The sequence below is a fragment of the Flavobacterium sp. FlaQc-30 genome, assembly GCF_044005885.1.
Lineage (GTDB): Bacteria > Bacteroidota > Bacteroidia > Flavobacteriales > Flavobacteriaceae > Flavobacterium.
On the sequence record NZ_JBIPCO010000006.1, the window covers coordinates 378,123 to 403,925 of the forward strand.

General features: G+C 32.7%; 20 protein-coding genes. 6 read left to right on the top strand and 14 right to left on the bottom strand.

Features of this window, described 5'->3' with window-relative positions; all coding sequences use genetic code 11:
• Window positions 1-278 precede the first annotated feature (278 nt).
• The gene (locus ACHRV0_RS15575; protein WP_395441502.1) at window positions 279-2,417 is read right to left on the bottom strand and encodes a hypothetical protein; all 2,139 of its coding nucleotides are present in this window, start codon (window positions 2,415-2,417) and stop codon (window positions 279-281) included.
• 372 nt (window positions 2,418-2,789) lie between these two features.
• On the opposite strand from ACHRV0_RS15575, the gene prfA reads away from it, so the two are divergent.
• Together prfA and ACHRV0_RS15585 are read left to right on the top strand one after the other, a co-directional pair.
• The gene (gene prfA, locus ACHRV0_RS15580; protein ID WP_089056494.1) at window positions 2,790-3,866 is read left to right on the top strand and encodes a peptide chain release factor 1; all 1,077 of its coding nucleotides are present in this window, start codon (window positions 2,790-2,792) and stop codon (window positions 3,864-3,866) included.
• Between the two features lie 451 nt (window positions 3,867-4,317).
• Entirely contained in the window at window positions 4,318-5,649 is a 1,332-nt protein-coding gene (locus ACHRV0_RS15585; protein ID WP_395441503.1) for a DUF5723 family protein, read from the top strand.
• Window positions 5,650-6,196: 547 nt separating this feature from the next.
• Here the strand turns inward: ACHRV0_RS15585 and ACHRV0_RS15590 are convergent.
• The 8 genes from ACHRV0_RS15590 to ACHRV0_RS15625 form a co-directional block, all read right to left on the bottom strand.
• Window positions 6,197-6,553, bottom strand: coding sequence for a hypothetical protein (locus ACHRV0_RS15590; RefSeq protein WP_129025010.1), 357 nt, complete (start codon window positions 6,551-6,553; stop codon window positions 6,197-6,199).
• Between the two features lie 31 nt (window positions 6,554-6,584).
• Window positions 6,585-6,944, bottom strand: a complete 360-nt coding sequence (locus ACHRV0_RS15595) for a hypothetical protein (RefSeq protein WP_129025008.1) — start codon at window positions 6,942-6,944, stop codon at window positions 6,585-6,587.
• A 34-nt stretch (window positions 6,945-6,978) separates the two neighbouring features.
• The gene (locus ACHRV0_RS15600; RefSeq protein ID WP_089055197.1) at window positions 6,979-7,263 is read right to left on the bottom strand and encodes a YtxH domain-containing protein; all 285 of its coding nucleotides are present in this window, start codon (window positions 7,261-7,263) and stop codon (window positions 6,979-6,981) included.
• Between the two features lie 132 nt (window positions 7,264-7,395).
• Window positions 7,396-7,917: a DUF4142 domain-containing protein gene (locus tag ACHRV0_RS15605; RefSeq protein WP_241686596.1), complete on the bottom strand. Its 522-nt coding sequence runs from the start codon at window positions 7,915-7,917 to the stop codon at window positions 7,396-7,398.
• A 196-nt stretch (window positions 7,918-8,113) separates the two neighbouring features.
• The gene (locus ACHRV0_RS15610) at window positions 8,114-9,898 is read right to left on the bottom strand and encodes a CHASE3 domain-containing protein (RefSeq protein WP_089055195.1); all 1,785 of its coding nucleotides are present in this window, start codon (window positions 9,896-9,898) and stop codon (window positions 8,114-8,116) included.
• A 10-nt stretch (window positions 9,899-9,908) separates the two neighbouring features.
• Window positions 9,909-10,355, bottom strand: coding sequence for a response regulator (locus ACHRV0_RS15615; RefSeq protein ID WP_089056501.1), 447 nt, complete (start codon window positions 10,353-10,355; stop codon window positions 9,909-9,911).
• Between the two features lie 13 nt (window positions 10,356-10,368).
• Window positions 10,369-10,926 (bottom strand): AraC family transcriptional regulator, encoded by a 558-nt coding sequence (locus tag ACHRV0_RS15620; protein ID WP_089055193.1) that lies wholly within the window; start codon window positions 10,924-10,926, stop codon window positions 10,369-10,371.
• A 431-nt stretch (window positions 10,927-11,357) separates the two neighbouring features.
• The gene (locus tag ACHRV0_RS15625; RefSeq protein WP_129025004.1) at window positions 11,358-11,831 is read right to left on the bottom strand and encodes a Dps family protein; all 474 of its coding nucleotides are present in this window, start codon (window positions 11,829-11,831) and stop codon (window positions 11,358-11,360) included.
• Window positions 11,832-12,103: 272 nt separating this feature from the next.
• Between ACHRV0_RS15625 and pyrF the strand changes: the two genes are divergently transcribed.
• From pyrF to ACHRV0_RS15640, 3 genes are all read left to right on the top strand, one after another.
• Window positions 12,104-12,925 (top strand): orotidine-5'-phosphate decarboxylase, encoded by an 822-nt coding sequence (gene pyrF / locus ACHRV0_RS15630; protein WP_129025002.1) that lies wholly within the window; start codon window positions 12,104-12,106, stop codon window positions 12,923-12,925.
• 125 nt (window positions 12,926-13,050) lie between these two features.
• Window positions 13,051-13,851, top strand: a complete 801-nt coding sequence (locus ACHRV0_RS15635; protein WP_395441504.1) for an ABC transporter substrate-binding protein — start codon at window positions 13,051-13,053, stop codon at window positions 13,849-13,851.
• Window positions 13,852-14,585: 734 nt separating this feature from the next.
• Window positions 14,586-16,079 (top strand): catalase, encoded by a 1,494-nt coding sequence (locus ACHRV0_RS15640; RefSeq protein ID WP_129024998.1) that lies wholly within the window; start codon window positions 14,586-14,588, stop codon window positions 16,077-16,079.
• A 329-nt stretch (window positions 16,080-16,408) separates the two neighbouring features.
• Here the strand turns inward: ACHRV0_RS15640 and purU are convergent, their stop codons facing one another.
• The 5 genes from purU to ACHRV0_RS15665 all read right to left on the bottom strand — a co-directional run bounded on the left by purU (window position 16,409) and on the right by ACHRV0_RS15665 (window position 21,752).
• On the bottom strand, window positions 16,409-17,263 hold the full coding sequence (gene purU, locus ACHRV0_RS15645; protein WP_089055188.1) for a formyltetrahydrofolate deformylase: 855 nt from the start codon (window positions 17,261-17,263) through the stop codon (window positions 16,409-16,411).
• Between the two features lie 92 nt (window positions 17,264-17,355).
• Window positions 17,356-18,078 carry a DUF4197 domain-containing protein gene (locus tag ACHRV0_RS15650; RefSeq protein ID WP_129024996.1) on the bottom strand — a complete coding sequence of 241 codons (723 nt, stop codon included), beginning with the start codon at window positions 18,076-18,078 and terminating at the stop codon, window positions 17,356-17,358.
• 217 nt (window positions 18,079-18,295) lie between these two features.
• A complete protein-coding gene (locus ACHRV0_RS15655; RefSeq protein ID WP_395441505.1) occupies window positions 18,296-19,555 on the bottom strand; it encodes a hypothetical protein in 1,260 nt (419 codons plus the stop codon).
• Window positions 19,556-19,662: 107 nt separating this feature from the next.
• Window positions 19,663-20,016, bottom strand: coding sequence for a hypothetical protein (locus tag ACHRV0_RS15660; protein WP_395441506.1), 354 nt, complete (start codon window positions 20,014-20,016; stop codon window positions 19,663-19,665).
• Window positions 20,017-20,189: 173 nt separating this feature from the next.
• Window positions 20,190-21,752 (bottom strand): murein L,D-transpeptidase, encoded by a 1,563-nt coding sequence (locus ACHRV0_RS15665; RefSeq protein ID WP_395441507.1) that lies wholly within the window; start codon window positions 21,750-21,752, stop codon window positions 20,190-20,192.
• Window positions 21,753-22,042: 290 nt separating this feature from the next.
• On the opposite strand from ACHRV0_RS15665, the gene ACHRV0_RS15670 reads away from it, so the two are divergent.
• Window positions 22,043-25,483 carry a methylmalonyl-CoA mutase family protein gene (locus ACHRV0_RS15670; protein WP_395441508.1) on the top strand — a complete coding sequence of 1,147 codons (3,441 nt, stop codon included), beginning with the start codon at window positions 22,043-22,045 and terminating at the stop codon, window positions 25,481-25,483.
• Window positions 25,484-25,803: the final 320 nt, after the last annotated feature.

Genomic DNA, 25,803 nt, shown 5'->3' on the forward strand with positions numbered 1-25,803 from the left:
TTTTATTCTGTTTCAATTAAATCAATCATTTTTTGAGTTTCAGCATTGTCATTGCTTCAATAGCGTAATTTGGGTGGTATATTGGCAATTCCCTTACTCCTTCCCGCTAGCGCGAGTGTCTCGCTCGTGCCCGTATAGTTTTTAAAACTGATTTAGATTGCGTTCACGAGCGAGACGCCCCGGCTAGCGCGAGCGTCTCGCTCGTGCCTTTCTAGTTTTTCAAAATTGATGTAGATTGCGTTCAGGAGCGGGACGCTCGCGCCAGCGCGGGCCTTTTATTATATATTCAGGTCCAAATGTTCGAAATTTTCAATTTCATTCAGTTTTTCCTTAACTCTTTTTAAAATCGGATCGATAATATTTTCTTTTGCTTTTGCAGTAAGTAAATAATGTTCTTTAGTTAAAGCTAAAGATTTTTCTGAATCTACTTCAACTAAACCTAATTCAATTAGTTTAGGAATTCTTTTTGATACATATTGATATGAGAAATCTGTCAGTTCACCTAATTTTTTGCAAGGTAAAGAGACTGGTGAAAATTGACTTAAAGAATGTAAAATTTTAAATTCGTCATAATCAATATTTATAAGAGATTTAGACTCTATTCGTTTTATTTTTTGCAATAGTTCTTCGCTAGAAACTGACAGACTTACTTTTGTCATTGTTCCTTCTTTTAAACATGTTGGACAACTCATGTCGAACATTTCTAAATTCTTCTTTAATTCGAAATTAAATTCATGACCATTAATACATTTAAATACTTGTGTTGAATTGAAGTGCTCTCTGATAATGTGATTAAGACTAAATCTGGAATCACTATAATATTTTCTCTTTTCAGTATCCTTGGGTCTACCATAAATTAAATTATGTTTTCGGCATAAACCATAGTCTAAGGCAAATAAGGTGGATGAAATATTACTTTTATCTTTGATTTTATTGTATGTACTTAAAAAACCATTTAACTCGAGATTGTTTAGTAGTTGTGCAAAATCTTCATTGACTACAAAGTGACTTGTAGGCTGATCTCTACCATCAAACAATTTACTTGTTGACTTATTTATATTTTGCTTATTAAATTTTTGCTTTTCAATTACTTTTTCTAGTAAATTTATTTGACTTGCAATATTTATTTTATCGTCAAATGGGCGTGTTATGTATTGATTAGCTATGAAATAACTTTCTGTTACTTCTTCATAATATCTTTGTGCTGCATTTCCTAAGGCTGCTTTTGTGACTTTTTGATCGTGTATTAAATTTGATTCATAGCAATATGATAAAATATACCCCAGCTTTCTAGGGATATTCATTGATATTTCAAATAGTATTTCATGTAATTCTTCTTTTTTTATATCGAAAAAATCATAAAAATTTGATGATTTAAAAAATTGTGAAGATCTATTTTCAATTAATCTAATATTATAATCTAAAGCAAGTTCTTCAGACTTAGAAATATTTTTATAGATATTATAAGCTTCGAAAAAATCTAAATGTATAAAGTCGATTTTAGATCGATCTATTTTACCTAAATAAAGTCTACCTCTGTACGTAGCAATTTTAAATTTAATAAAATTTTCCGACAAATTATTTAGAGGAGCTATAAACCAATCAATGAATATTGATTGAGCTTCTATTTCAATTTCAGAAAAATCATCTAAATATAAATAAAGGTTCTTAACTTCTAGAATATCCTTAATAATCAAGAAATTGTCGATGATTAATTCTTTTATATTAAGGAAATTTAAAAAAACACTATTAAATTGTTCTTTAATTTTCTTGGTTTTAGAAGAATCATCCGATATGTTTATTTCCGGTTTTTCTGATAGTTTAACACCGAAATTTGAATTATTTGTAGTCTGCTTTTCAAGCTCAGTACCAATTGAGTCAAATAAGTTAATATCAATTTTTTCAAAAACATTTTTTAAATTTAAATCAATTTCTGTCAGTTGTTCTTGAATTCTAATAATTTTAGCAGTATCAAGTAATAAATACTTTGAAAAGAAACCAGAAGAAATAAAATTCTCGATTTTTTTATTAATCTCCTTAATTATTTCCTTAAGGAAATTTTTGTAAATTAAATACTTAGTTATTTCTTTATTAGATATATATTGAACTTGATTGTAGTCAAGCGTAGGAGTAGCTTTGTCGAATATGGTTTTTACATCAATATAAATTGGAAAAGCTTTTCTTGAATCAAATTGATCCTCAATAGATTTTTGAAATATTGTAGATTTGCCTGTGCCTTTTCGACCTATAATTATTGTTGTATTTGGTAAATTAACTTTATCATTGATAGCATTATTTGGAAATAAATCGGTATATACGAGTGAAATTAAACTTGTTCCTTTGTTGTCGGTTAATTCTGCTTTTTGATTTAATTTTAGAGATTCTGCAAATTTGAAAAATTCTTTAATATCATTCATTATAATAATAATTTTCTGTAAAAATATAAAAAAAAACTTTTTTTTTAACAATGTGTTAATGGAATTGAAGATATTTTCTTTATTATATTCAAGAAATCATTATTTGCCAGCCAATTAGGATTAGATTACAGCGATAATTATCAAATGATGTATTTTTAAATTATGATTATCAAAATGAATTCAGTTGTCATTTAGAGTTGAAATCCTTTCGTTCTGGTGTTCGACACAAAAGATCGTAACGGATAGCAGGAAACAGCTCCTAAAAACCATCCTAATTCCACTAAATTTCATCATCAAAATTCCCGAAAAATAACCACTAGAATTTTCCACAAAAATTTTGTAATTTTGCAGTCCAATAAAAGGAATTAGAAAATGTTAGATAGACTTCAATATGTAAAGCAGCGTTTTGATGAGATTTCGGATTTGATTATTCAGCCGGATGTTATTGCTGATCAAAAACGTTATGTGCAACTCAACCAAGAATATAAAAGCATAAAAGCTTTGGTTGAAAAGAGAGAAGAATACATTCTTGTTTTAGCAAATATTGACGAAGCAAACGAAATTATTGCTGACGGAAGCGATGCAGATATGGTTGAAATGGCCAAAATGCAGCTAGACGAAGCAAAAGAGCGTTTGCCGCAGCTGGAGGAGGAAATCAAATTTATGTTGATTCCTAAAGATCCTGAAGATGCTAAAAATGTAATGGTGGAGATTCGCGCGGGAACGGGTGGAGACGAAGCAAGTATTTTTGCAGGAGATTTATTCAGAATGTATACTAAATATTGTGAATCTCAAGGCTGGAGAACTTCGGTTGTAGATATGAACGAAGGAACTTCTGGAGGTTTCAAAGAGGTTATTTTTGAGGTTTCGGGAGAGGATGTTTACGGAACTTTGAAGTTTGAAGCAGGAGTTCACCGTGTACAGCGTGTTCCGCAGACAGAAACACAAGGTCGTGTGCATACATCGGCGGCTACTGTTATGGTTTTGCCAGAAGCAGAAGAGTTTGATGTACAAATTGATATGAACGATGTTCGTGTAGATTTCTTCTGTTCGTCTGGACCTGGAGGACAATCGGTAAATACTACGAAATCGGCTGTACGTTTAACGCACATTCCAACAGGATTAGTGGCGCAATGTCAAGATCAGAAATCGCAGCACAAAAATAAAGATAAAGCGTTAACGGTTTTACGTTCTCGTTTGTACGAAATGGAATTGGCTAAGAAAGAAGCTGAAGATGCTACAAAACGTACATCTCAGGTTAGTTCTGGAGACCGTTCGGCTAAAATTCGTACGTACAACTATGCGCAAGGTCGTGTAACCGATCACCGTGTTGGTTTAACACTTTACGATTTAGGAAATATCATGAATGGTGATATTCATAAAATTGTTGCCGAGCTTCAGTTGGTTAACAATATGGAGAAATTGAAAGAGGCTTCGGAGGTATTCTAAGGTTCTGAGGTACTAAGATGCTGAGGTTCTAAGGTTTTTAAACTTAGGGGCAAAGGAGCAGAGATACAAAGGTTCAAAGGTTTTCTTTGAATTTAAACTATATTAAAAGTCGAACATTTGTTCGGCTTTTTTTGTTTATGATCGTGATGATTCTCGATAAAAAATATAAATATAGCCAATGGTTTCAAACATTGGGACGCAATGTATTTGCAAATCATTTTTCAAAAAACATTTCCCACAATATAGCTCCCGAAATATTTTCCATAGTTTGAGACATCAGCAATATTTTGGTTTTTATCAATTCTAAGAAAAATCTTAAAACCTTTGAGTCTCTGCACCTTTGCCTCTTTGTTCCTTATAAAAAAAGTTTTTTTTTAACATTTTTCTTTTAATATTTGTGTGCCCTTTCAACCATAAAAGGCATAACTAACCAATTGTTTAAAACTAATTTATGAAGAGAACTTTACTATTATTTTGCTTCTTTGGAAGCTTTTTTTATGCCCAAGGGCAATCGTATTTTGGATTTCGGGATGATAATTATGCAGGAATTCAAGGTGTGCTATTTAACCCTTCGGCTGTTGTTGATTCTAAATACCAAGTTGACATTAACGTATTTTCGGCTAGCGCAACAGGACAGAATGACTTGTATGGAGTTAATTTTGCCGAGATTTTAGATGGCAGTTTTGATTTGCAAAGAGACGGAAAGAAGAATATTAAATCGAATAATAAGGGGAATTTTAATGTTGATATTTTAGGTCCGTCCGTTATGTTCAATATTACGCCAGCTCACAGCGTTGCACTTTTTACGCGTGTACGAAGTGTAACTAATGTTGTCGATGTAAATGGTCAACTTGTTGATGAGGTAAATAAGGATCTAGATGTTTCAAATAGTTTTTTAATAACAGGAGGAAATCCAAATGCTGTTACGAATTCGTGGGCAGAGATTGGCGCGAGCTATGGTACAGTTTTACTCGATGAGGAAGAACATTTTATAAAAGGCGGTGTTACGCTGAAATATTTGATGGCAGGAGTAAACGGCTATATTAACGGAAGTAATTTGAGTGTTGCTTTTAATAAAAATGATGTAAATCCCGCTTTGAGTGAATATTACTCAACGGGAACATTAAAAACAGCGGCAAGTTATGATTATCAAAACGGTAATGATCCTAAGTTTGACGGAAGTTCGGCTGGCGTTGGTGTTGATTTAGGGTTTACATATGAATATCGTACCAATTGCCATACTTGCAGAGGAAATCGATACAAGTTTAAAACTGCAGTTTCGATAACAGATATTGGAAAGCTTAATTACAAAAATATGGTCGAAAACACCTACGATTTGTCAGGAAGAGTTACGCAGGACGATATTGATAATGCCGATAATATTTTTGAGTTCTTTGATGCTAATTATGTAAAAACAGCAACAAGAAAAGGAATGCAGGCTAATTTACCAACGGCTTTGCACACCAATTTTGACTGGAACATTAATAACAAATTTTACCTGAATTTAAGCGGTGATTTTGGATTAATTGACGCTAAAAAAACAAATGGAACAGCAATTACTAATTCGGTTACATTTACGCCTAGATTTGAAGATGGAAAATTTAGTTTTTACTTTCCTGTAACTTGGATGGAATATGGTGGAACTCAAGTTGGAACTGGTTTTAGAGCCGGCCCGTTGTTTATTGGTTCAGGATCTTTAATCAGCAATTTGTTTTCAAACAATTCTAAAGGCTGTAACCTTTACGTAGGCTTGAAATTTCCTATTTATCAAAATTATAACTAAGGAGTTGAGAGACTGAGGTGCTGAGGTTCTGAGGTTTTTTTTTATTGAGGTGCAAAGGTGCAGAGGAGCAGAGGCACAAAGGCTTTTCTTTGAGTCTGTAAATAGTTAAGCCGAACAAAGTTCGGCTTTTTTGTGATAAATGATTAATCGTGATTATAAATAGGCAATGGTTTCAACCATTGGGAGGTAATATGTCATAATTTATTTGCTGAGATGTATTTTAGAGAATAAAAAAGCGCGAGTTTCACTTTTGTGAAACTCGCGCTTTTGGGTTAAGATAAGTTTAAGTTTTCAAGAAAAAACTTAGAATCTCAGCCCCTTAGTACCTCAGTACCTCAGGGTCTATAGTGATGTATTAACCGTTTAATCGTTTGTTATAATTTAAAACGTATAAACAAGTTAGATACCTAAAAATACTCTTGTAAATTCAAAACATTTATATAAGTTAGAGTAGATGTTCACACTATTTTTGACTATTATTTCATTTAACTTTTCCATAATCGTATGTATTTAGTTAGACAATCACTCTTTATGATGGTTCATTATGTCATGATTCCTCTTTTGCTGTTTCGCGCGAGGGTTCATGCGGTTTCGAAACTAAATTGGTTACAACAAGCTGCAACAATGATCCGAAGATGTTTTTAAATGTCGAAGGGGTTTTTCCTACTACTAGTTTTTTGGCCAGAAAACCAATTCCAATACTAATCGCAGATTGTGCCAAATGACTTTTAAAACCAATTGTTTCATTGATTTCTTCGACCGTATTCCGAATTAGATTAATAGGTTTCAAGTTATCTTTAATATCCTCGATTTCCTCTTTAATCAAATCCCATTCTTTATCTTGTCGATTTTCGAGCTGTTGTATTTTCTGATTCAATTCGTCAATAGTGTAAATAGCCTCCATAGTAGTCTTTTTTAGTTATTAATCGAATAAATCAGTTTTTAGTTTCTTTTAGAATACTGGAAACAATTGTGTTTCCAATTGGAGTTTTAATTAGGCTATGGTGCATTTTATGAATCACAATGGCAACAATTAAATAAAAAAGTGCCATAATAAAAAAGCCATAGTAATATTCTCCAAGTTCTTTTCCAATCCACAAACTAATACCAATATTGAGAAACAAGGAAAAAAATGCAACAACAACCGCAACCGCAATCTTTGATGTGAGTGTTGAAACAACATCGGCCACAGACGATACCGTTTTAAGTTTTAGTAATTCTAAACTCGTTTTGGTATAATTTTCGGCTTTCTCATAAAGATTTAGATCTTCATTTGTTGTTGCATTTGGTTCCATGATAGTGGTATTTATGGTTTGAAAGAATCACTTTTTAGTAATTTGTTTTTACAGATTTAGCTTCGTCTTTAAGCGCATTAAAGTCTTCTTTTGCTTCATTAAACTTTGCTTTTCCTTCTTGAATAATTTCTTTACCGTTTGAAGTGATTGTGTGTACAACGCCGTCAAACTTATGTTTGAGATTATCGCCGTAGTCTCTTGATTTATCCTTGATTTTTTTTCTGGTATTTGAACCTTTATCTGGTGCAAATAATACTCCTAATAATGCTCCTGCTGCAGCAGCTCCAACAATTCCTAAAATGGTGTTACTCGTTTTCATAATAATTGAATTTTAGTGATTAATATATTTAATTTAAAAAGGGTTCATTTTTTACGTTTCCAGCCTTTAAAAAGTCTTTAGTATTAGATTTATTTTCATTATTAAAATAGCTGCCAATAAATTGGTTAACCATTATTTTATTTCTTTTTTCAGGTTTAGTTCCGTTTCTCTTAAAAGATCAAATTGTTCAGGCAAATAGGTCAATACTAATTTTAAAATTGTTTTGTCATTTGTTTGTTTAGAGATCGATTCCAGTAATTCGATTTGATCTTCTAAATATTCTTTCATAGAATTTAGATAAACAGTATCAAAATCAAAAGCATTTACATTAACCAAATTGTAGGTATCTCTTCTATGCGCTGCATCTATTTCAGATATAATAATGAGCCTTTTAGTAGCTAATTCATTTATATCTTCTAATAACCGATTTTGCTGCGTTTCGATTTTTAAACTCAAAATTACTATTGAACTTTCTGAACTTTTTTGTTGTGCAATCTTGCTTTTTGAAATAATCGTTTTACTAACATTTGCAGCAGCTATAAAAAAAAAGGCTTCTGTTTCTTCCTTTTCATTTTTTGCAAAAGTTTCATTTTTCTTTAGTGTCGTCTCAATTGGATTATTCTTTTTGCACGATGAAACACAAATGATAATCAAAAAAAAACACACCTTAAAAAATGTACCCTTTAGTATAGATGTTGCTCTCATTATTACTTCATAAAGTATTATATTACAAAGTTGGCGATGAATGACGTATTTTGCTTTACAGCATAAAAAAGAAACGTTATATAATTCCCATAAAGAAATTATATAACGTTATTTTACAATGTTTTATGATGCTGTTTGTAAAGAATTAATCAGGAAGAAAAATGGTGAAAACCGAGCCTTTATCCGGCTCGCTGTCCGCCATAATAAAGCCTTTATGGTTGTCGACAATTTTTTTGCAGATCGCCAGTCCAATTCCAGTTCCCGGATAATCTGTTTTGGAATGTAAACGTTGAAATAATATAAAAATCGTGTCTTTAAATTGAGGATCAAATCCCATTCCGTTATCTGTAAAAGTAATCTTGTGGTATTTTTTTACATTTTGATCCAGCAACTCAGGATAATCTTCAGAAAGTACTTTAGTGCTTTCAATTACGATTTCAGGTACAACATTAGGTTTGCTGTACTTTAAAGAATTCCCAATTAAATTAATAAAAAGCTGTTCTATTTGATACGGAATCACAGATAATTTAGGCAGTTTTGAAACTGTAATAACCGCTTTTTTATCCTCGATAATTTCTGTTAATTCCGCTTCGGCATTTTGAAGCAATTCATTTAACTGCGATTTTATAAATTCTTTTTTCGTGGTATTCGTTCTCGAAAATAAAAGAAGATCATCAATTAAAACGCGCATTCTTTTAGCCGAAATCTGAATTTTAGTAATATAATCGTTCGCGCTTTGCGACATTACAGCTTTATCAGCATCAGAAATTCTCGAAATAAAAGTTTGGATTTTTCTTAACGGTTCCTGCAAATCATGACTCGCAACATGGTTAAAAGAAGCCAGTTCTTTATTGCTTTTTTCTAATTCGTGATTACGTTCCTGCAATTCTATATTAAGCAGATGCTCATCGGTAATATCAAAATTAATTCCCAGTAAAATTTTGCTTCCCTGTTGATCCGTCAATAATTTTCCTGTTGATTTAAAATATCGAACTTCACGGCTTGGAAGCAATATTTTGTAATAAACAAAAGGAAGTCGTCCGCTGTTTATAATACCTTCAATAGATTTAGCAACCGTTTCTTTATCATCTGGATGAACAAAATTTAAAAAAGTATCTTTTTCAGGTACAAATGAACCTGGCTCGTAACCTAATAAGCGAAATTGGTTATCAGAATAATCAATTTTATTAGAGTCTAAATCCCATTGCCATGTACTGAATTTACCAATAGTTTCAGATTGTGCGATTAAACCGCTGGAAATTAAGAGTTTCTTATTGAAAATTTTCAAACGCTCGAAATCTTTGCTTATTTGTCTGTAAGCCAATAAAATAAAGCTCATAGCGACTAAAAATAATGAAATAGAAAAAAGCGGACTTAAAGATATTTCGGCATCATAGATTTTCAGCCTTTTGTTTAAGTACTTTTTCTCCATATCATTCATTTCGTCGACCTTAAAACGAATATTTTCCATCAGGATTCGGCCGCCAAACATATGATTGTCAAGTCTGCGTTTGTCATATGTTTTAGGATCGCTGTATTTTAAACAGTTTTCAAACGAAACAAAACGCTGAATAATTAACTTAAAAAGTTTACGAAGGTTTTCCTGTTGGACAGGATTATCAGCCGTTAATTTTCGCAAGGTGATAAAGGAAGTATTTACTTTATCCCGCGAATAAATATAAGGCGTTAAAAAGCGTGCATTTCTGGTAATGATATAACCTCGCTGACCCGTTTCGGCATCTTTAATAGCCGACATTAAACGTTCCAGCTGAATATTTATCTCATAAGTATGCATAACAAGCTTACTCGATTCGTTTAAATCTTGGTTGTGCTTGTATGCAATAGAGGAAAGAAATAACAGAATGAAAACTGCGATTACAAAAATAACTCTCAAAGAGTTTGAAGAATTAAAATTTGGTATCCATTTCATTGATCTACAATTATTTTAGACGCAGTAAAAAATTATCACGATTTAATCCTGATGTATGATAGTGCCAGTTTACAGTCACAACTTCGTTGATTATTTTTTTAAGCGTATTAAAATCGCTTGGTTTTTTAATGTAAATATTGGCACCTTGAATAAAAGTATCTTCAATATCTTCTTCAGATGATGAAGTTGAATAAATGGCGATAATAATGTTTTTAAGATGTTCTGTTTTTTTGATTTCGATCAAACATTCTTTTCCTGTTTTTTTAGGCATATTCAAATCGAGAAATAAAATATCAGGAATTTTTGTGTTTGGATTCATTAAATGATCCATTAACTGCATTCCGTCATGAACAAAATTTACATTGGTTTGTACTTTTACTTCTTCAAAAGCATCCTTAAAAAAAAGACGATCATCTTCATCATCATCTGCGAGTAAAATATGTAATGCGTTTTGCATTTTTATGTGGTATTTAGTTTTGTTTTAAATTTTCTCTTCGTTTCTTAATTATTCGCTGAAAAGCCGATGGCGTAATGCCGGTTGTGTTTTTAAACTGTGTGCTTAAATGAGCAACACTTGAATAGTTTAATAAGAACGCGATTTCTGTTAAGCTCATTTCGTTAATGATAATTAACTGCTTTGCTCTTTCAATTTTTTGTAAAATGATGAAGTTTTCAATAGAAGAATAAGTTACTTCAGAGAAAACGTTCGATAAATAGCCGTAACTATGATTCAGCTTTTCTGCTAAGAAAACGGAACTTTTGTAATTGTTATTGTCTTCCATGAAAACAAGCTCAATTATAGCATCTTTAATTTTTTGAACTAGAACACTCTTTTGATTTTCAACAACTTCAAATCCGCAAGGGCTTAAATTGTTTTTTAAAGCTTCAAGTGCATCAGAATCTAGACTATCATCAACCTCGATTTCTCCAAAACCTAAAGTAGTAAAATTTATATTTTGCTGCTCGAGATTTTGCTTCAGATAAAGAGAGCAAATGGTGTTAATGTCAAACTTTATAAACAGTTTCATTTTATACAAATTTGGTTAAAGATAATTAATTTATTTTGGCTTATAGTCTTTCTTGCTCTTTGTATTAAGGAAATATTAACGTATAAAAACCAAATTTTCAAAAAAATACCGTCTAATATTTTGCTACTAGACGGTACTTCTGATCGAATAAGAAAGTTTCATAATTCTGACAGGATTTGATAAAATTCTTTTTTTTCTGTATTTGCTAAAGTTTTTGGTACGTCGCAACTTTTATCTTTAGCAAAAATTAAATCATTAACCGTCAGAAAAGCTTTCATAGCTTTAGATTCTGTTTTTATTCAACCAAGCCTTTTTTATTTTTGTAAATAGAATGTGGGGTCCTTATTACATGGTAAAGTTGCGTATTAATGTTGAGTTTCGTGTTATATTTATTTTGGAAATCGTTGCATAATTCACATTTCAAGCTTTTTTTAAACTTGATAACGGCGCAGAATCCAAGCCATTTTTTCATGTTCCTGCAATAAGTTCGTCACAAAATCTGCGGAGCCAGCATCATTGGCTTCGTCTTCAAAAATCGGAATATAAGCTCGAAATTCCGTTACCAATTGTTCATGATTTTCTAGAAGTTCCTCGAGCATATGTTTTTGCGAAGCATATTCCTTTGGAGATTCTTTTAGTGTAGAATTTTCAATAAACTCTTTCATCGTTCCAATTGTTTTTTCGCCAAGCTGATTGATGCGTTCTGCAACTTCGTCGATTTGAGCTTCTAGAATTCGATATTGCTCTTCAAATAATTTATGCAATTCCATAAAACTATTTCCTGAAATGTTCCAGTGAAATTTTCTGGTTTTTACATACAGAATCATTTCATTAGATAATATAGTCGCTAATATACTTGTGCTCTTTTTTAAATTTCGTGTAGATATTCCAATATTCGGGGTCATAAGTATCTGTTTTTTAGAGTTTCTTTCAAATTTAAAAAGAAGCGATTCTTTTTTCTTACATAATTTTTTGCAGTTGTTATAAAAATTCAATGTTAATTGGACAATTAGATAATATGGCAATTAGAAAATTGAAATATCCTACTTGTCACCCTGAGCGAAGTCGAAGGGCTCGCAATGAGCTTCGACTGCGCTCAGCCTGACAACAATTCACAATTCACAATTTACAATTCACAATTATAATTCGTAATTTTGCTGCACTATTAAAATGTAATATGACAACACAACAACTACACGAACAAATTCTTCAAAAAAAATCATTTTTATGCGTTGGCTTAGATCCTGATTTAAGTAAAATGCCGCCGCATCTATTAGAAACAGAAGATCCAATTTTTGAATTTAATAAAGCGATAATCGATGCCACTCATGATTTAACGGTAGGTTACAAACCAAATACCGCTTTTTTTGAGGCATACGGAATAAAAGGATGGATGTCGCTGCAAAAAACAATTAACTACATAAACGAAAATTATCCTGAAATTTTTACAATTGCCGATGCGAAACGCGGCGATATTGGAAACACTTCGAGCATGTATGCCAAAGCTTTTTTTGAAGACTTAAATTTTGATAGTGTAACTGTTGCTCCTTATATGGGGAAAGATTCTGTTGAACCTTTTTTAGCTTTCGAAAATAAACATACTATTATGCTGGCTTTAACTTCTAACGAAGGTGCTTTCGATTTTCAGACTTTAAATACAAACGGAACAGAATTGTACAAACAAGTTTTAGAAACTTCTAAAACATGGAAAAATAGTGAAAATTTAATGTACGTTGTAGGAGCGACAAAAGCAGAATATTTTGCCGATATTAGAAAAATTGTTCCAAACAGCTTTTTATTAGTGCCGGGAATTGGCGCTCAAGGCGGAAGTTTGTCTGAAGTATGCAAATACGGAATGAACGATAAAATTGGTTTATTGGTAAACTCCGCAAGAGCAATTATTTACGCTTCAAAAGGAACTGACTTTGCTGAAAAGGCTAGAGAAGAGGCTTTATCAGTTCAAAAAGAAATGGAAAATATTATTAATGCTAAGTTTTAAATAACTTTATAAATAGATTAACCGCAAAGTTCGCTAAGGTTTTTCGCAAGGTTCGCAAGGAAAATAACTTTGTGCTCTTAGCGTAAATCTTTGCGAACTTTGCGGTTAAAAAGATATCTTAATAAATGAAACAGTTAACAGATCAAATAGGAACCGTTCATTCTTTTGAAACCGCTCCCAAACGAATTATTTCTTTGGTTCCATCTCAAACAGAATTGCTTTATGATTTGGGTTTAGAAGATAAAATAATCGGAATCACAAAATTCTGTGTTCATCCGTATCATTTAAAATCGACCAAGAAGATTGTCGGCGGTACTAAGAAAATTCATTTTGAAAAAATAAAACTGTTACAGCCTGATATTGTCATTTGTAATAAAGAAGAGAATACAGAGGAAATAGTAAATCAGCTGCAAGAAATTTGTCCAGTCTGGGTTACCAACATAGTTTCTATAGAAGATAATTTTCAGATGATTTCAGATTTTGGTCAATTATTCAATTGCAGAACTGAATCGCAAAAGTGGAATGATAAATTGACTTTCGCCTTGAGCGATTTCAAAAAATACATTCAGGATATTGAAGTAAAAAAAGCAGCGTATTTCATTTGGAAAAACCCCTATATGGTCGCTGGAAATGATACATATATTAATGAATTGCTGCAACTAAATCATTTTGAGAATATTTATAGTGTTAAAGGACGTTATCCTGAAATCGAATTAAAGAAAATGCGTTTAGAGGGCGATCCAGATGTTGTTTTTCTTTCTTCAGAACCTTATCCTTTTAAAGAAGAAGATGCTTTTGAAATAGGCAGGTTTACACATCATGCCAAAACAATCTTTGTAGACGGCGAAATGTTCTCTTGGCACGGCAGCCGATTATTAAAGGCTTTCTCCTATTTTAAGTTACTCCACGAAAGATTGAAAAATTAATTTTTTGTTTCAAGTTGTACGGAGATATTTAACCGCAAAGAGCGCAAAGGTTTACGCAAAGTTCGCAAAGTTTTTTACACAAAGCTTTGCGAACTTTGTGTTTTATACGAAGCTTCGTAGATAAAAACTTTGCGCTCTTTGCGGTTAAATTATGTTCAAAGCAAAGTAATATTAAAGCTGATCCCGAAGCGTCGGGAGAAACAAAAAAAATGCCGACATCTCGAAGACGCCGGCATTGTTTAATTAACCAAAACCAAAATAATAAATAACCAGTTTATTACATTACAAAGATCCGACATATATCGATCTTATGCTGTTAAGATCTTGTTATTACTTTGTTGGATATAAGTTAATGTCTTAATTTAAAAATCTAATATTTTCAAAATCAAAATTCCAAACTTGCTTAAATTGGGATTTGGAATTTTTTTATTTGGAGTTTAACCCAAAAAAGAATGCCGGCATCTCGAAGACGCCGGCATCATTTAACTAACCAAAACCAAAATAATAAATAACCAGTTTATTACACTACAAAGATCAGGTATATATGGATGCTTTGCTGTTAAGGTTTTGTTATTACTTTGTTGGACATACGTTAAGATTTTTTAAGTGTTGATTTTGAGCTTTCTGCAACGGTATATAGTTTTTTATTATTAAAATATAATAACAATCAATTTTGATTATCAATATACTAAAGATAAGTTTGTATATTTGATAAAACATTAAATATCAGCAATATGGAATCAAACAAAAAATTAACAACTGCTACCGGAACTCCCGTTCCAGACAATCAAAACATTCAAACTGCGGGCCCTCGCGGACCTGTTTTGTTACAAGATTTTTGGTTTTTAGAAAAGATGGCGCATTTTGATCGCGAGGTTATTCCAGAACGACGAATGCATGCTAAAGGTTCTGGCGCTTACGGAACTTTTACAGTAACTCACGATATTACTAAATATACAAGAGCCGATTTGTTTTCGGAAATTGGTAAAAAAACAGAAATGTTTGCTCGTTTTTCTACAGTTGCAGGAGAAAGAGGCGCTGCAGATGCAGAAAGAGATATTCGAGGTTTTGCTTTGAAATTTTATACAAACGAAGGAAACTGGGATTTAGTAGGAAACAATACACCAGTATTCTTTTTCCGTGATCCAATGAAATTTCCTGATTTAAATCATGCTGTAAAACGTGATCCAAAAACCAATTTGAGAAGTGCTGATAACAATTGGGATTTTTGGACTTTACTGCCAGAGGCTTTGCATCAGGTTACGATAGTAATGAGTGATCGAGGTATTCCGAGATCGTACAGACAAATGCACGGATTTGGAAGTCATACTTTTAGTTTTATAAACAAACAAAATGAAAGACATTACGTGAAATTTCATTTTGTAACACAGCAAGGTATTGATAACCTTTCTGATGAAGAAGCGGCTAAATTAGTAGGAGGAGATAGAGAAAGCCACCAACGAGATTTGTTTGATGCTATTGAAGAAGGAAACTTTCCGAAATGGAAATTGTTTGTTCAAATCATGACCGAAGAACAAGCCGAAACGTATCGTTTTCATCCTTTTGATTTAACTAAAGTTTGGTTGAAAAAAGATTTTCCATTGATTCCAGTTGGAGAGTTTGAATTGAACAAAAATCCAGAAAACTATTTTGCCGAAGTAGAACAAGCCGCATTTAATCCGGCGCATGTTGTTCCAGGAATTAGCTTTTCACCAGATAAAATGCTGCAAGCCCGTTTGTTTTCTTACGGAGATGCACATAGATATCGTTTAGGAGTTAACAATTTTCAAATTCCTGTAAATTCATCTAGATGTCCTTATAATACTTTCCACAGAGACGGAGCAATGCGTGTTGATGGGAATAACGGTTCGAAAAAACATTATGAGCCAAATAGTTTTGGCGAATTGCAAGAACAGCCAGAATTTAAAGAACCGCCATTGAAACTTCACGGCGATGCGTGGGCACATAATTTTAGAGATGATGATAATGATTACTTCACACAGCCGGGATTATTATTCAACCTGTTAACTCCAGAAAAGAAACAACTGTTGTTTAAAAATACTGCAGGACAAGTTGGCGGCGCACAAAAGTTTATTCAGATTCGCCATATCAGAAACTGCTTTAAAGCGGATCCAGCGTATGGAGAAGGAGTTGCAAACGCTCTTGGTTTAACAATGGCTGAAGTAGATGCTTTTGACGATCCAAGATTGTCGATTGTGGTTCGTTAAAAAAGGTGCAAAGGAACAAAGGAGCAAAGGTTTGCTTCATGATTTTAAAAATTAACCCGACAGGTTTTAAAACCTGTCGGGTTAATTTTTTATTGTCTTTTATTTAAACTGGACTGAAGTCCAGCTCTACAATATAATTTTTTCCTTTAGAACTTTAAAAGAGCTTTGGTCTCGATCTATATTGTACGGCCGGACTTCAGTCCGGTTTGTTTGATATGTATAAATGTAAAAAAATGACAAACCCGACAGATTTTTGAAATCTGTCGGGTTTGTTTCGTTTTAATATAAAGAAAAACCTTTGTTCCTTTGAACCTTTGCCACTTTGAGCCTTAAGAAAAAACCACTGTCTTATTACTATAAACCATTGTTTTTCTTTCTGCATGCAGTTTAATTGCTCTTGCAAGAACAATACGTTCCAAATCGCGGCCTTTCATGATAAAATCTTCAACAGAGTGAATATGAGAAACTCTTGCAATATCCTGCTCGATAATTGGTCCTTCATCTAATTCTTCGGTGACATAATGGCTTGTTGCGCCAATAATTTTTACTCCGCGTTTAAAAGCCGAATGATAGGGTTTTGCTCCTGGAAAGGCAGGCAAAAACGAATGGTGAATATTAATGATTCTATTTTCGTAAAGCGAAATCAAATTGGGTGTGATAATCTGCATATAGCGTGCTAAAACAATAAAATTGATCTGGTATCTTTTTAAAAGCTCAATTTGTTTAGCTTCGCCTTCTTCTTTATTGTCTTTTGTAAAAGGCACGCAATGAAACGGAATATCAAATCGCTCTGCAATGGATCTTAAATCGTTATGATTGCTGATAATAAGCGGAATTTCGATGTTTAATTCGCCAGCGCTGTAACGTCCTAAAATATCAAATAAGCAATGATCGTATTTAGAAACGAACAATGCCATTTTTGGTTTTTGTTCCTGATTGTACAAATCCCAAGACATATTAAAGTCGGCGGCGATAGATTGATCAAAATCAGTTTTAAAATCTTCAATTGTAGTTTTCGGATTGGTCAATTCGCATTCCAATCGCATAAAAAAGACATTTTGTTCTACATCAACATGCTGATCAATGTAAATGATATTTCCTTCAACTTTAGCAATAAAAGTAGTCACTGCAGCGATAATTCCTTTTTGGTCTTTGCAATGAATCAGAATGGTTATTTTTTGCATTTCGTTTTTTGGTTTAATCGGTTAATTGTTTAACTGTTTAATCGTTTGTTCGATTGCACGAATAAACGATTAAACAGTTAAACAAAAAAAAACTATTTTTTATCCTGCATTGCAAAAACATTTTTCAATAAAGGCGTTGTTCTTGCGCTAATGTTAGTACGAATATCTTTTTCTTCGACAGCAATCATTTTAAAAACACCAGATAACGCCTGAGTCGTTGTGTAATCCGTTAAATCTGGATTTACTTTTTTCACAAGCGGGATTGTGTTGTATTTATTTATAATGTTTTTCCATACTACATCGGCACCTACTTTTTCAAAAGAGCTTTTAATTACGGGATTAAATTTTCCGTATAAAGATTTAGTTGTGTTGCTTTGTAAATACGTTGTTGCGGCACTTTCATTTCCCAGCAAAATATTTTTTGCATCGGTAATCGACATATTTTTCACTGCCGAAACAAAGATTGGAGTTGCTTCTTTCACAGCATCTTCGGCAGCACGATTCAGCATTTTAACACCTTCATCGGCAAGCGAACTCAATCCAACTTTTCTTAAAGTGGCATCGACTTTTTGCAGTTCTTCGGGCATTAGAATTTTTACAGCTTCATTTTTATAAAAACCATCTACGGCGGTTAATTTACTTACTTGTTCTGTAATTCCTTTATTTAGAGCTTCTTTTAGTCCAGATGCAATATCAACGCCGCCAACTCCTGAAACTTTAGTAGATAGTTTTGATATTTTTTGAGCTAAGGTTTCTTTTACCTGAGCCTGAGAACTTAGAGAAAATAGGAGAGACAGAATTAAAATCTTTTTCATTATAGGGTTTTTATTTAAGTTTCAAAAATACTACTTATTCAAAAATAAAGCCACAATTTTATTTGAGGAGCTGTAACAATTTGTTTTATAATTAACATTAGAACAGCTTTCAATTTCTTGGAGATAGAAATTTGATGAATAGGAGAGACGACAATACTGCAAAAAAAAAAGATTCAACTTTTAGTTGAATCTTTTTAATTAGGTATAAAAAATGAGCTTATTGCTTTACTTCAAATTTTCCGTCTTTCTCTGCATAAATTTCAGTAGCAGAAGATTCGTATTTCTTAAAAGATGAATCTGCTGTTTTTTCTACTAAAATAAAGGCGTTGTTGTATTTAATAAATTTCAATTCTAATCCTTTATCCGTAGTAATAGTTGTTTTGTCGTTAACTACAACAAAATCAGTTTCACCATTATCTTTATAAATCCAAACTTTTGATTCAGTTGGATCATTTGAAGATAGAATACTTCCTTCTGTACGATTAGCAAATCGATCCGTTTTAAGTTTTCCTGTTTGTGTTTTTCCGTTTTGAGATACAGTTCCGTTAATATAGATATAGTAAGCAGAGTCAAATGTTGGATTTTCAACTTTTGCAGTAAAGTTACTTTGGTTTACTGTCATTAAACTTGTAATGTTTGCTTTAGCTTCGTCTGGCCACATACTCATCATACCTGCACCTTGTTTTGCAGTTTCTAGGTATTCTGAAGCTTTATTGAAATTTAAAAGAAACAATTGTGTCAGTGATAAGTTTAGGTAAATTACTTTGTTGTAATCTTTTGGTTTTAATTTTTTGTATTCTTTACCTACATAACCCAAGTAGAATTTTTCAAGTTCTGTTAGATAAGATTGATCTAAAGAATTGCTTGCAATTTTGTCTAAAAACTCATTTGTTTTAGTATTAAATTCAATAAGTTCAGGAAACTCATCCGCTTTTTCGAATACACCGTAGTTTAATGTGAATTCTTTTTCTGTTGTAAAAATATTATTATCAGCAAGATATTTATATCCAATGTTATTTAGGTCACTTGCTAAACTTTGATTTGGCTTTCCGTTTACATAAGTTCCAGAATACATTTTAGCATTTGTGCCTTTTTCGTATATGATTTCATTGTTTTTTCCTAAAACCAAATATTTGAAATCTCCGTCTAAAAGATAAGTACCATTATCAGCTCTTTTGTAAGTAGCTCCTTTGTATCCCATTAAAACGCGAACATCTGGGTTTGATACATCTTTTTTAGAGTAATCTTCAATAGTGTTTTTTACTACATTATGCTCATACGTTTTTGTGGTCTTGTCAGCGTAATCTGCGTTCCAAGTATCATCTCCTTGAACAATAATATTGTATGTTTTAATGTTTTTGAAAAAGTCAGATTTAGGAATCGTTATCTTAACTTTTTTCTTGTTAGTGTCTGCTTTTTGGGCATAAGATGCACTGCTTAATGCAGTTAGTAATAAGATTAGGGTAATTTTTTTCATAGGATTATTTTTGTCAAATATATGATTATGACAGATAAATATAGTATCAGATTAAATATTTTTAAATGAAAAAAAAATGAACTTATATTTCGTTAGGATTTAATACTTTAATTGAATTCTATACGATGAAAATTTGTATTGTAAACCGGATTATTTCGATTAAGATCATTTAGTACATATTCTGTATAATCTTTTCCGCCTTTCATTAAATAAAAAAGGGATTTGATAATGTAAATTGGCTGAAAAAAAGATTCACTCCAGCAAGATTTTAAATTCAATATGAAATGTTTTAAAGCATATTTGATTGTGCTTTCTTCAGGTCGAACGAAGTAAATATTTGAGCCTTTAAATTTTTTAACCAGTTTTGAAATAGTATTAGGAAAAATAACAAATCTTCCTCCTTGTTGTACCAATACATTTATTTCAAACGTTGTTAGTCCTTCGGTATTATTTGTTTTCATAATCAATTTACTTAAAATAGATAGAACATTAAATATTTTGCAAATTTCAGATTAATTATTTTGGTTTTGTGTTTGTAAAAGTTTTAAAAATAGCAGTTTAAGGTTTTTTTTAATGAAAAAATCGGAAACTCAACTTAATGAATTTCCGATTGATTTTTAATTTTGAACAAAATTTAGTTTACAGCAACAGATGATTTTTCAGGAGCTAAATCAGCATCTTTTTCGTAAACATCTTGAAAAAAACCAACTTCTCCGTTTTGATTTACAAGCGAAGTAAAATAGCAGATATAAATTGGAACTTTTTTAGAAAGTTTGAAACTGTTTTCTGCTTTTCCAGCCATCGCATTGTCAATTTTTTCTTTAGTCCATTCAGGATAATCTTTCAACATGGCAACGGCTAATTCTTTGGCTAATTTTACATTAATACATCCGTGACTGAAAGTTCTTTTTTCAAAATCGAATAAAGTTTTAGACGGCGTGTCGTGCATATAAATATCGTCTGGATTTGGAAACATGAATTTAACTAAACCTAAAGAATTTTCTGGTCCAGGTTTTTGTCGTATCTGACCGTTTATCATTTCCATATTATGCTCCGCAAGATAATTTTTATTGGCAGCTATTTTTAATTTTAACTCATTTTCAACTATACTTTGCGGCACTGTCCAGTAAGGACTAAAAACAATTCTTTCGATTTGACCGTTAAAAATGGTAGTTTTAGTCAAAGGAGAGCCTACAAATACACTTGAAGTTAATTCAATTTTTCCGTTTTTAACATAAATCAATTCGTAGGACGGAACATTTACCATAATATATTCGTCATTGTTTACCAAGTCAGCCGAAATAGAACGAACTCTTTCCATATTAAGTACCAAGGTTTTTACTTTGTCAGAAATTGGAATATTCATTTCTTTAATATGTTCTTCTGCCAAAATGTAATTTGGTTTAAAACCATTACGAACTTTATATTTCATAACAGCATCCATTAGTTCACGATCATAAACATCACTTTTAGAATCCTGTTTTAAATCGCCCAATAAATACAAACGTGTTCTAACTTGAGCAATTGTATTTGAAACTGCATCTGGACGCAAATCTTTGTATGGAGTTTCTGTTGTAATAGGTTTCCATTTGTTAGATTTTTCTATTTTTTTATATTGTTTTAAAACGCCTTGCAGTTTATAGTATTGGTCATAAAGATTTCCATCATCCGCAGTTTTTGCTGTTGCTTTTTCGATTGTATTATAGTTTAGAAAATCTTTCAGCATCGCATCATAAGACAATTTTTTATTTGTATCTGAATTGCTTTTTTGAGCATATACAATGTATAAAGAACTTAAAAGCATATCAGCATCGATTGTAGAGAGATTGGTTTCTGATGAAGAATCAAAAAGCTGATCTATTTCTTTTTGGTAAGGAATAACCAAATCGTTTGTTTTTTTTGCTTTGTCATATAAAATGGTGCCAAACTGATTGATTTCATTCTCGTCGTACCAAATAGTTCCAAGAGATCGGTTTTTGTATAAGGACATGACATCAGATTTATACTTTTTTAAATCAGTATATTTCTTGAAGAATTCGTTTGAAACATTGTCTTTTACATCATCATTATCTGAATTATTGTAAAAAGCCAAAACGTTAGCTTTATAATTCTTAGATTCAACGTTCTCGTACTTATTAAAAGATACGATAGTAAAAGTAAGAGCAATAATTATACTTAGGTGATATGTAGTTTTCATTTTTTTAAATTTTTACGTTATTACTTAGATTTTAAGTTTGGTAAAAATTTGGGGCTTTTTCTACCTTACTAAATTACTTTAAGATCTTGAAAATGAGTTTCTTTATTAAATATAGATTTATCAAAATTGCCATGTTGTAGGTTTATATACTATAGATCAATAAGAGATTTAAAATGTTACCCCAGTAGTTTAGGAATAGTGAATCTTTTTTTGTTAACATAAAGCTATTAGAGTAACCAAATATTAAAATATTTTGTAAATTGCTCCCTTAAAATTATCATATTCATAAAATGGAACAACAAATACCATATATTCCTAAAAATAAAGTAAGAATTGTCACAGCTGCTTCACTTTTTGACGGACACGATGCTGCGATCAATATCATGCGTCGTATTATTCAGTCAACAGGAGTTGAAGTAATTCATTTAGGACACGACCGCAGTGTCGAAGAAGTGGTTAATACCGCAATTCAGGAAGATGCTAATGCAATTGCAATGACTTCTTATCAAGGTGGCCATAATGAGTATTTTAAATATATGTATGATTTGCTTCGCGAAAAAGGAGCAGGACATATCAAGATTTTTGGCGGCGGCGGCGGAGTAATTCTCCCAAGCGAAATCTCAGAATTGCATGAATATGGTATTACTAGAATTTATGCACCAGATGACGGACGTTCGTTAGGACTTCAAGGAATGATTAATGATTTGGTTCAGCAAGCTGATTTTCCTATTGGAGACAAATTAAATGGAGAAATCGATCATATCGAAAATAAAGTTCCAACGGCAATTGCACGTTTAATTTCGGCTGCAGAGAATTTTCCTGAGATTGCAAAACCAGTTTTTGATAAAATTCACGAAAGCAACGCCGATTCTAAAATTCCGGTTTTAGGAATTACAGGAACGGGAGGTGCAGGAAAATCATCTTTGGTAGACGAATTGGTTCGTCGTTTTTTAATTGATTTCCCAGAAAAAACAATCGGATTAATTTCTGTCGATCCATCAAAAAGAAAAACTGGAGGAGCACTTTTAGGGGATAGAATCCGAATGAATGCTATTAATAATCCTCGTGTATATATGCGTTCGCTGGCAACACGTCAATCTAATTTGGCTTTATCTAAATATGTAGCCGAAGCAATTCAGGTTTTGAAAGCAGCAAAATATGATTTGATTATTTTGGAAACTTCGGGAATCGGACAATCTGATACCGAAATTATGGATCATTCTGATGTTTCTTTATATGTAATGACGCCAGAATTTGGAGCGGCAACGCAATTGGAAAAAATCGACATGCTTGATTTTGCCGATTTAGTAGCTTTAAATAAATTTGATAAACGCGGCGCACTTGATGCTTTGCGCGATGTAAAAAAACAATATCAAAGAAACCATAATCTTTGGGATAAAAATCCTGACGAAATGCCTGTTTTCGGAACAATCGCTTCGCAGTTTAACGATCCTGGAATGAATACGCTTTATAAAGCGATTATGGATAAAGTGGTTGAAAAAACGGCTTCAGATTTGAAATCGACTTTTGAAATCACAAAAGAAATGAGCGAGAAGATCTTTGTGATTCCGCCACACAGAACACGTTATTTATCTGAAATTGCAGAGAATAACAGGTCTTACGATGAAACAGCACTTTCGCAGCAAAAAGTAGCGCAGAAATTATACGGAATTTTCAAAACCATAGAATCGGTTTCTGGTAAAGTTCCTCAAATCAATAAAGCAGGAATTGACGACAATAGTGTCATCCTGAGCGGAGTCGAAGGACTTGACGAAAACAGAATCTTTTTAAATCTTTTACTAAATCAATTTGATAAAGTAAAAATGGACTTAGATCCGTACAATTGGGAAATTATTCTGAATTGGGATGAAAAAGTAGCAAAATACAAAAATCCAGTCTACTCGTTTAAAGTTCGCGATAAAGAAATCAAGATTGCAACACATTCTGAAAGTTTGTCACATTTACAGATTCCGAAAATTGCTTTACCTAAATATGAAGGCTGGGGCGATATTTTGCGTTGGAATTTACAGGAAAATGTTCCTGGAGAATTTCCGTTTGCTTCGGGATTGTATCCGTTTAAGCGTGAAGGCGAAGATCCGTCAAGAATGTTTGCGGGCGAGGGCGGACCAGAAAGAACTAATAAACGTTTTCATTATGTAAGTGCAGGATTGCCTGCAAAACGACTTTCGACTGCTTTTGACAGTGTTACTTTATACGGAAACGATCCAGATTTACGCCCAGATATTTATGGGAAAATCGGGAATGCGGGAGTTTCAATTTGTTGTTTAGACGATGCTAAAAAGTTGTATTCAGGTTTTGACTTGGTTCATGCTTTAACATCTGTAAGTATGACAATTAATGGGCCTGCGCCAATGTTGTTAGGCTTTTTTATGAACGCGGCAATCGATCAGCAATGCGAATTGTACATCAAAGCCAACGAATTAGAAAAAGAAGTTGAGGCAAAAATCAACAAAATATATGCTGCTAAAGGTATTGAAAGACCAAAATACCAAGGCGATTTACCAGAAGGAAATAATGGTTTAGGATTAATGCTTTTGGGCGTTACCGGAGATCAGGTTTTGCCTTTGGAGGTTTATAATGAAATAAAAGTAAAAACGTTATCGCAAGTTCGTGGAACGGTTCAGGCTGATATTTTGAAAGAAGATCAGGCGCAGAATACTTGTATTTTCTCAACTGAATTTGCGTTGCGATTAATGGGAGACGTTCAGGAATATTTTATTACTAAAAACGTTCGTAATTTCTATTCGGTTTCAATTTCAGGATATCATATTGCAGAGGCGGGAGCAAACCCAATTACGCAATTGGCATTTACGCTTTCAAATGGTTTCACTTACGTGGAATATTATTTGAGCCGCGGAATGAACATTAACGATTTTGGACCAAACTTATCGTTCTTCTTCTCAAACGGAGTTGATCCTGAATATTCAGTTATTGGTCGTGTGGCACGTAAAATTTGGGCAAAAGCCATGAAAAACAAATACGGAGCCAATGAAAGAGCACAAATGTTGAAATATCATATTCAGACTTCTGGACGTTCGTTACACGCACAGGAAATTGATTTCAACGATATTAGAACCACTTTACAAGCTTTGTATGCGATTTACGATAACTGTAATTCGCTTCACACCAATGCTTACGACGAAGCGATTACAACGCCAACAGAAGAATCTGTACGTCGTGCCATGGCGATTCAGCTGATTATTAATAAAGAATTAGGTTTAGCGAAAAACGAAAATCCAATTCAAGGTTCGTTCATCATCGAAGAATTAACTGATTTAGTGGAAGCAGCGGTTTTACAGGAATTCGACAGAATTACAGAAAGAGGCGGAGTTCTAGGCGCAATGGAAACGATGTATCAAAGATCTAAAATTCAGGAAGAAAGTTTGTATTACGAAACCTTAAAACACAATGGCGATTTTCCAATTGTGGGTGTAAATACATTCTTGAGTTCAAAAGGTTCGCCAACGGTAATTCCGGCAGAAGTAATTCGTGCCACCGAAGAAGAAAAACAATATCAAATCACGATGCTGGATAATTTACACCAGTTTCACGAAGCAAAAGTAAACGAGCATTTAAGTAAACTGCAAGAAGCGGCTATTAAAAACGAAAACTTATTTGATCATTTAATGGAAGCTACAAAGGTTTGTTCTTTAGGTCAGATTACTTCGGCGTTGTTTGAAGTTGGCGGGCAGTATAGAAGGAATATGTAGGATTTTTATCTTTTTATTGATATAGAAGAACCTCTCAGAAATGGGAGGTTTTTTGTTACGTTCAATTGAGGTTTAGCTCATAAATTTAAAGTTTATCTCTCTAGTTTGTCATTTCGATCCCGAGGCTTCGGGATCGAAATGACAATATTGTGGCTAAAAACGTTCCATAGGAACAAATCATATTGTAGGGGCGGATTTTAATCCGTTCATGACAAAGAAACTCCGCAACAATGCGTGCTCAGCGTACGAAGATTTCTCTCCCGAAGCCTCGGGATCGAAATGACATACAAAATCCTATTGTCAAATATAGCCTGTGGTTT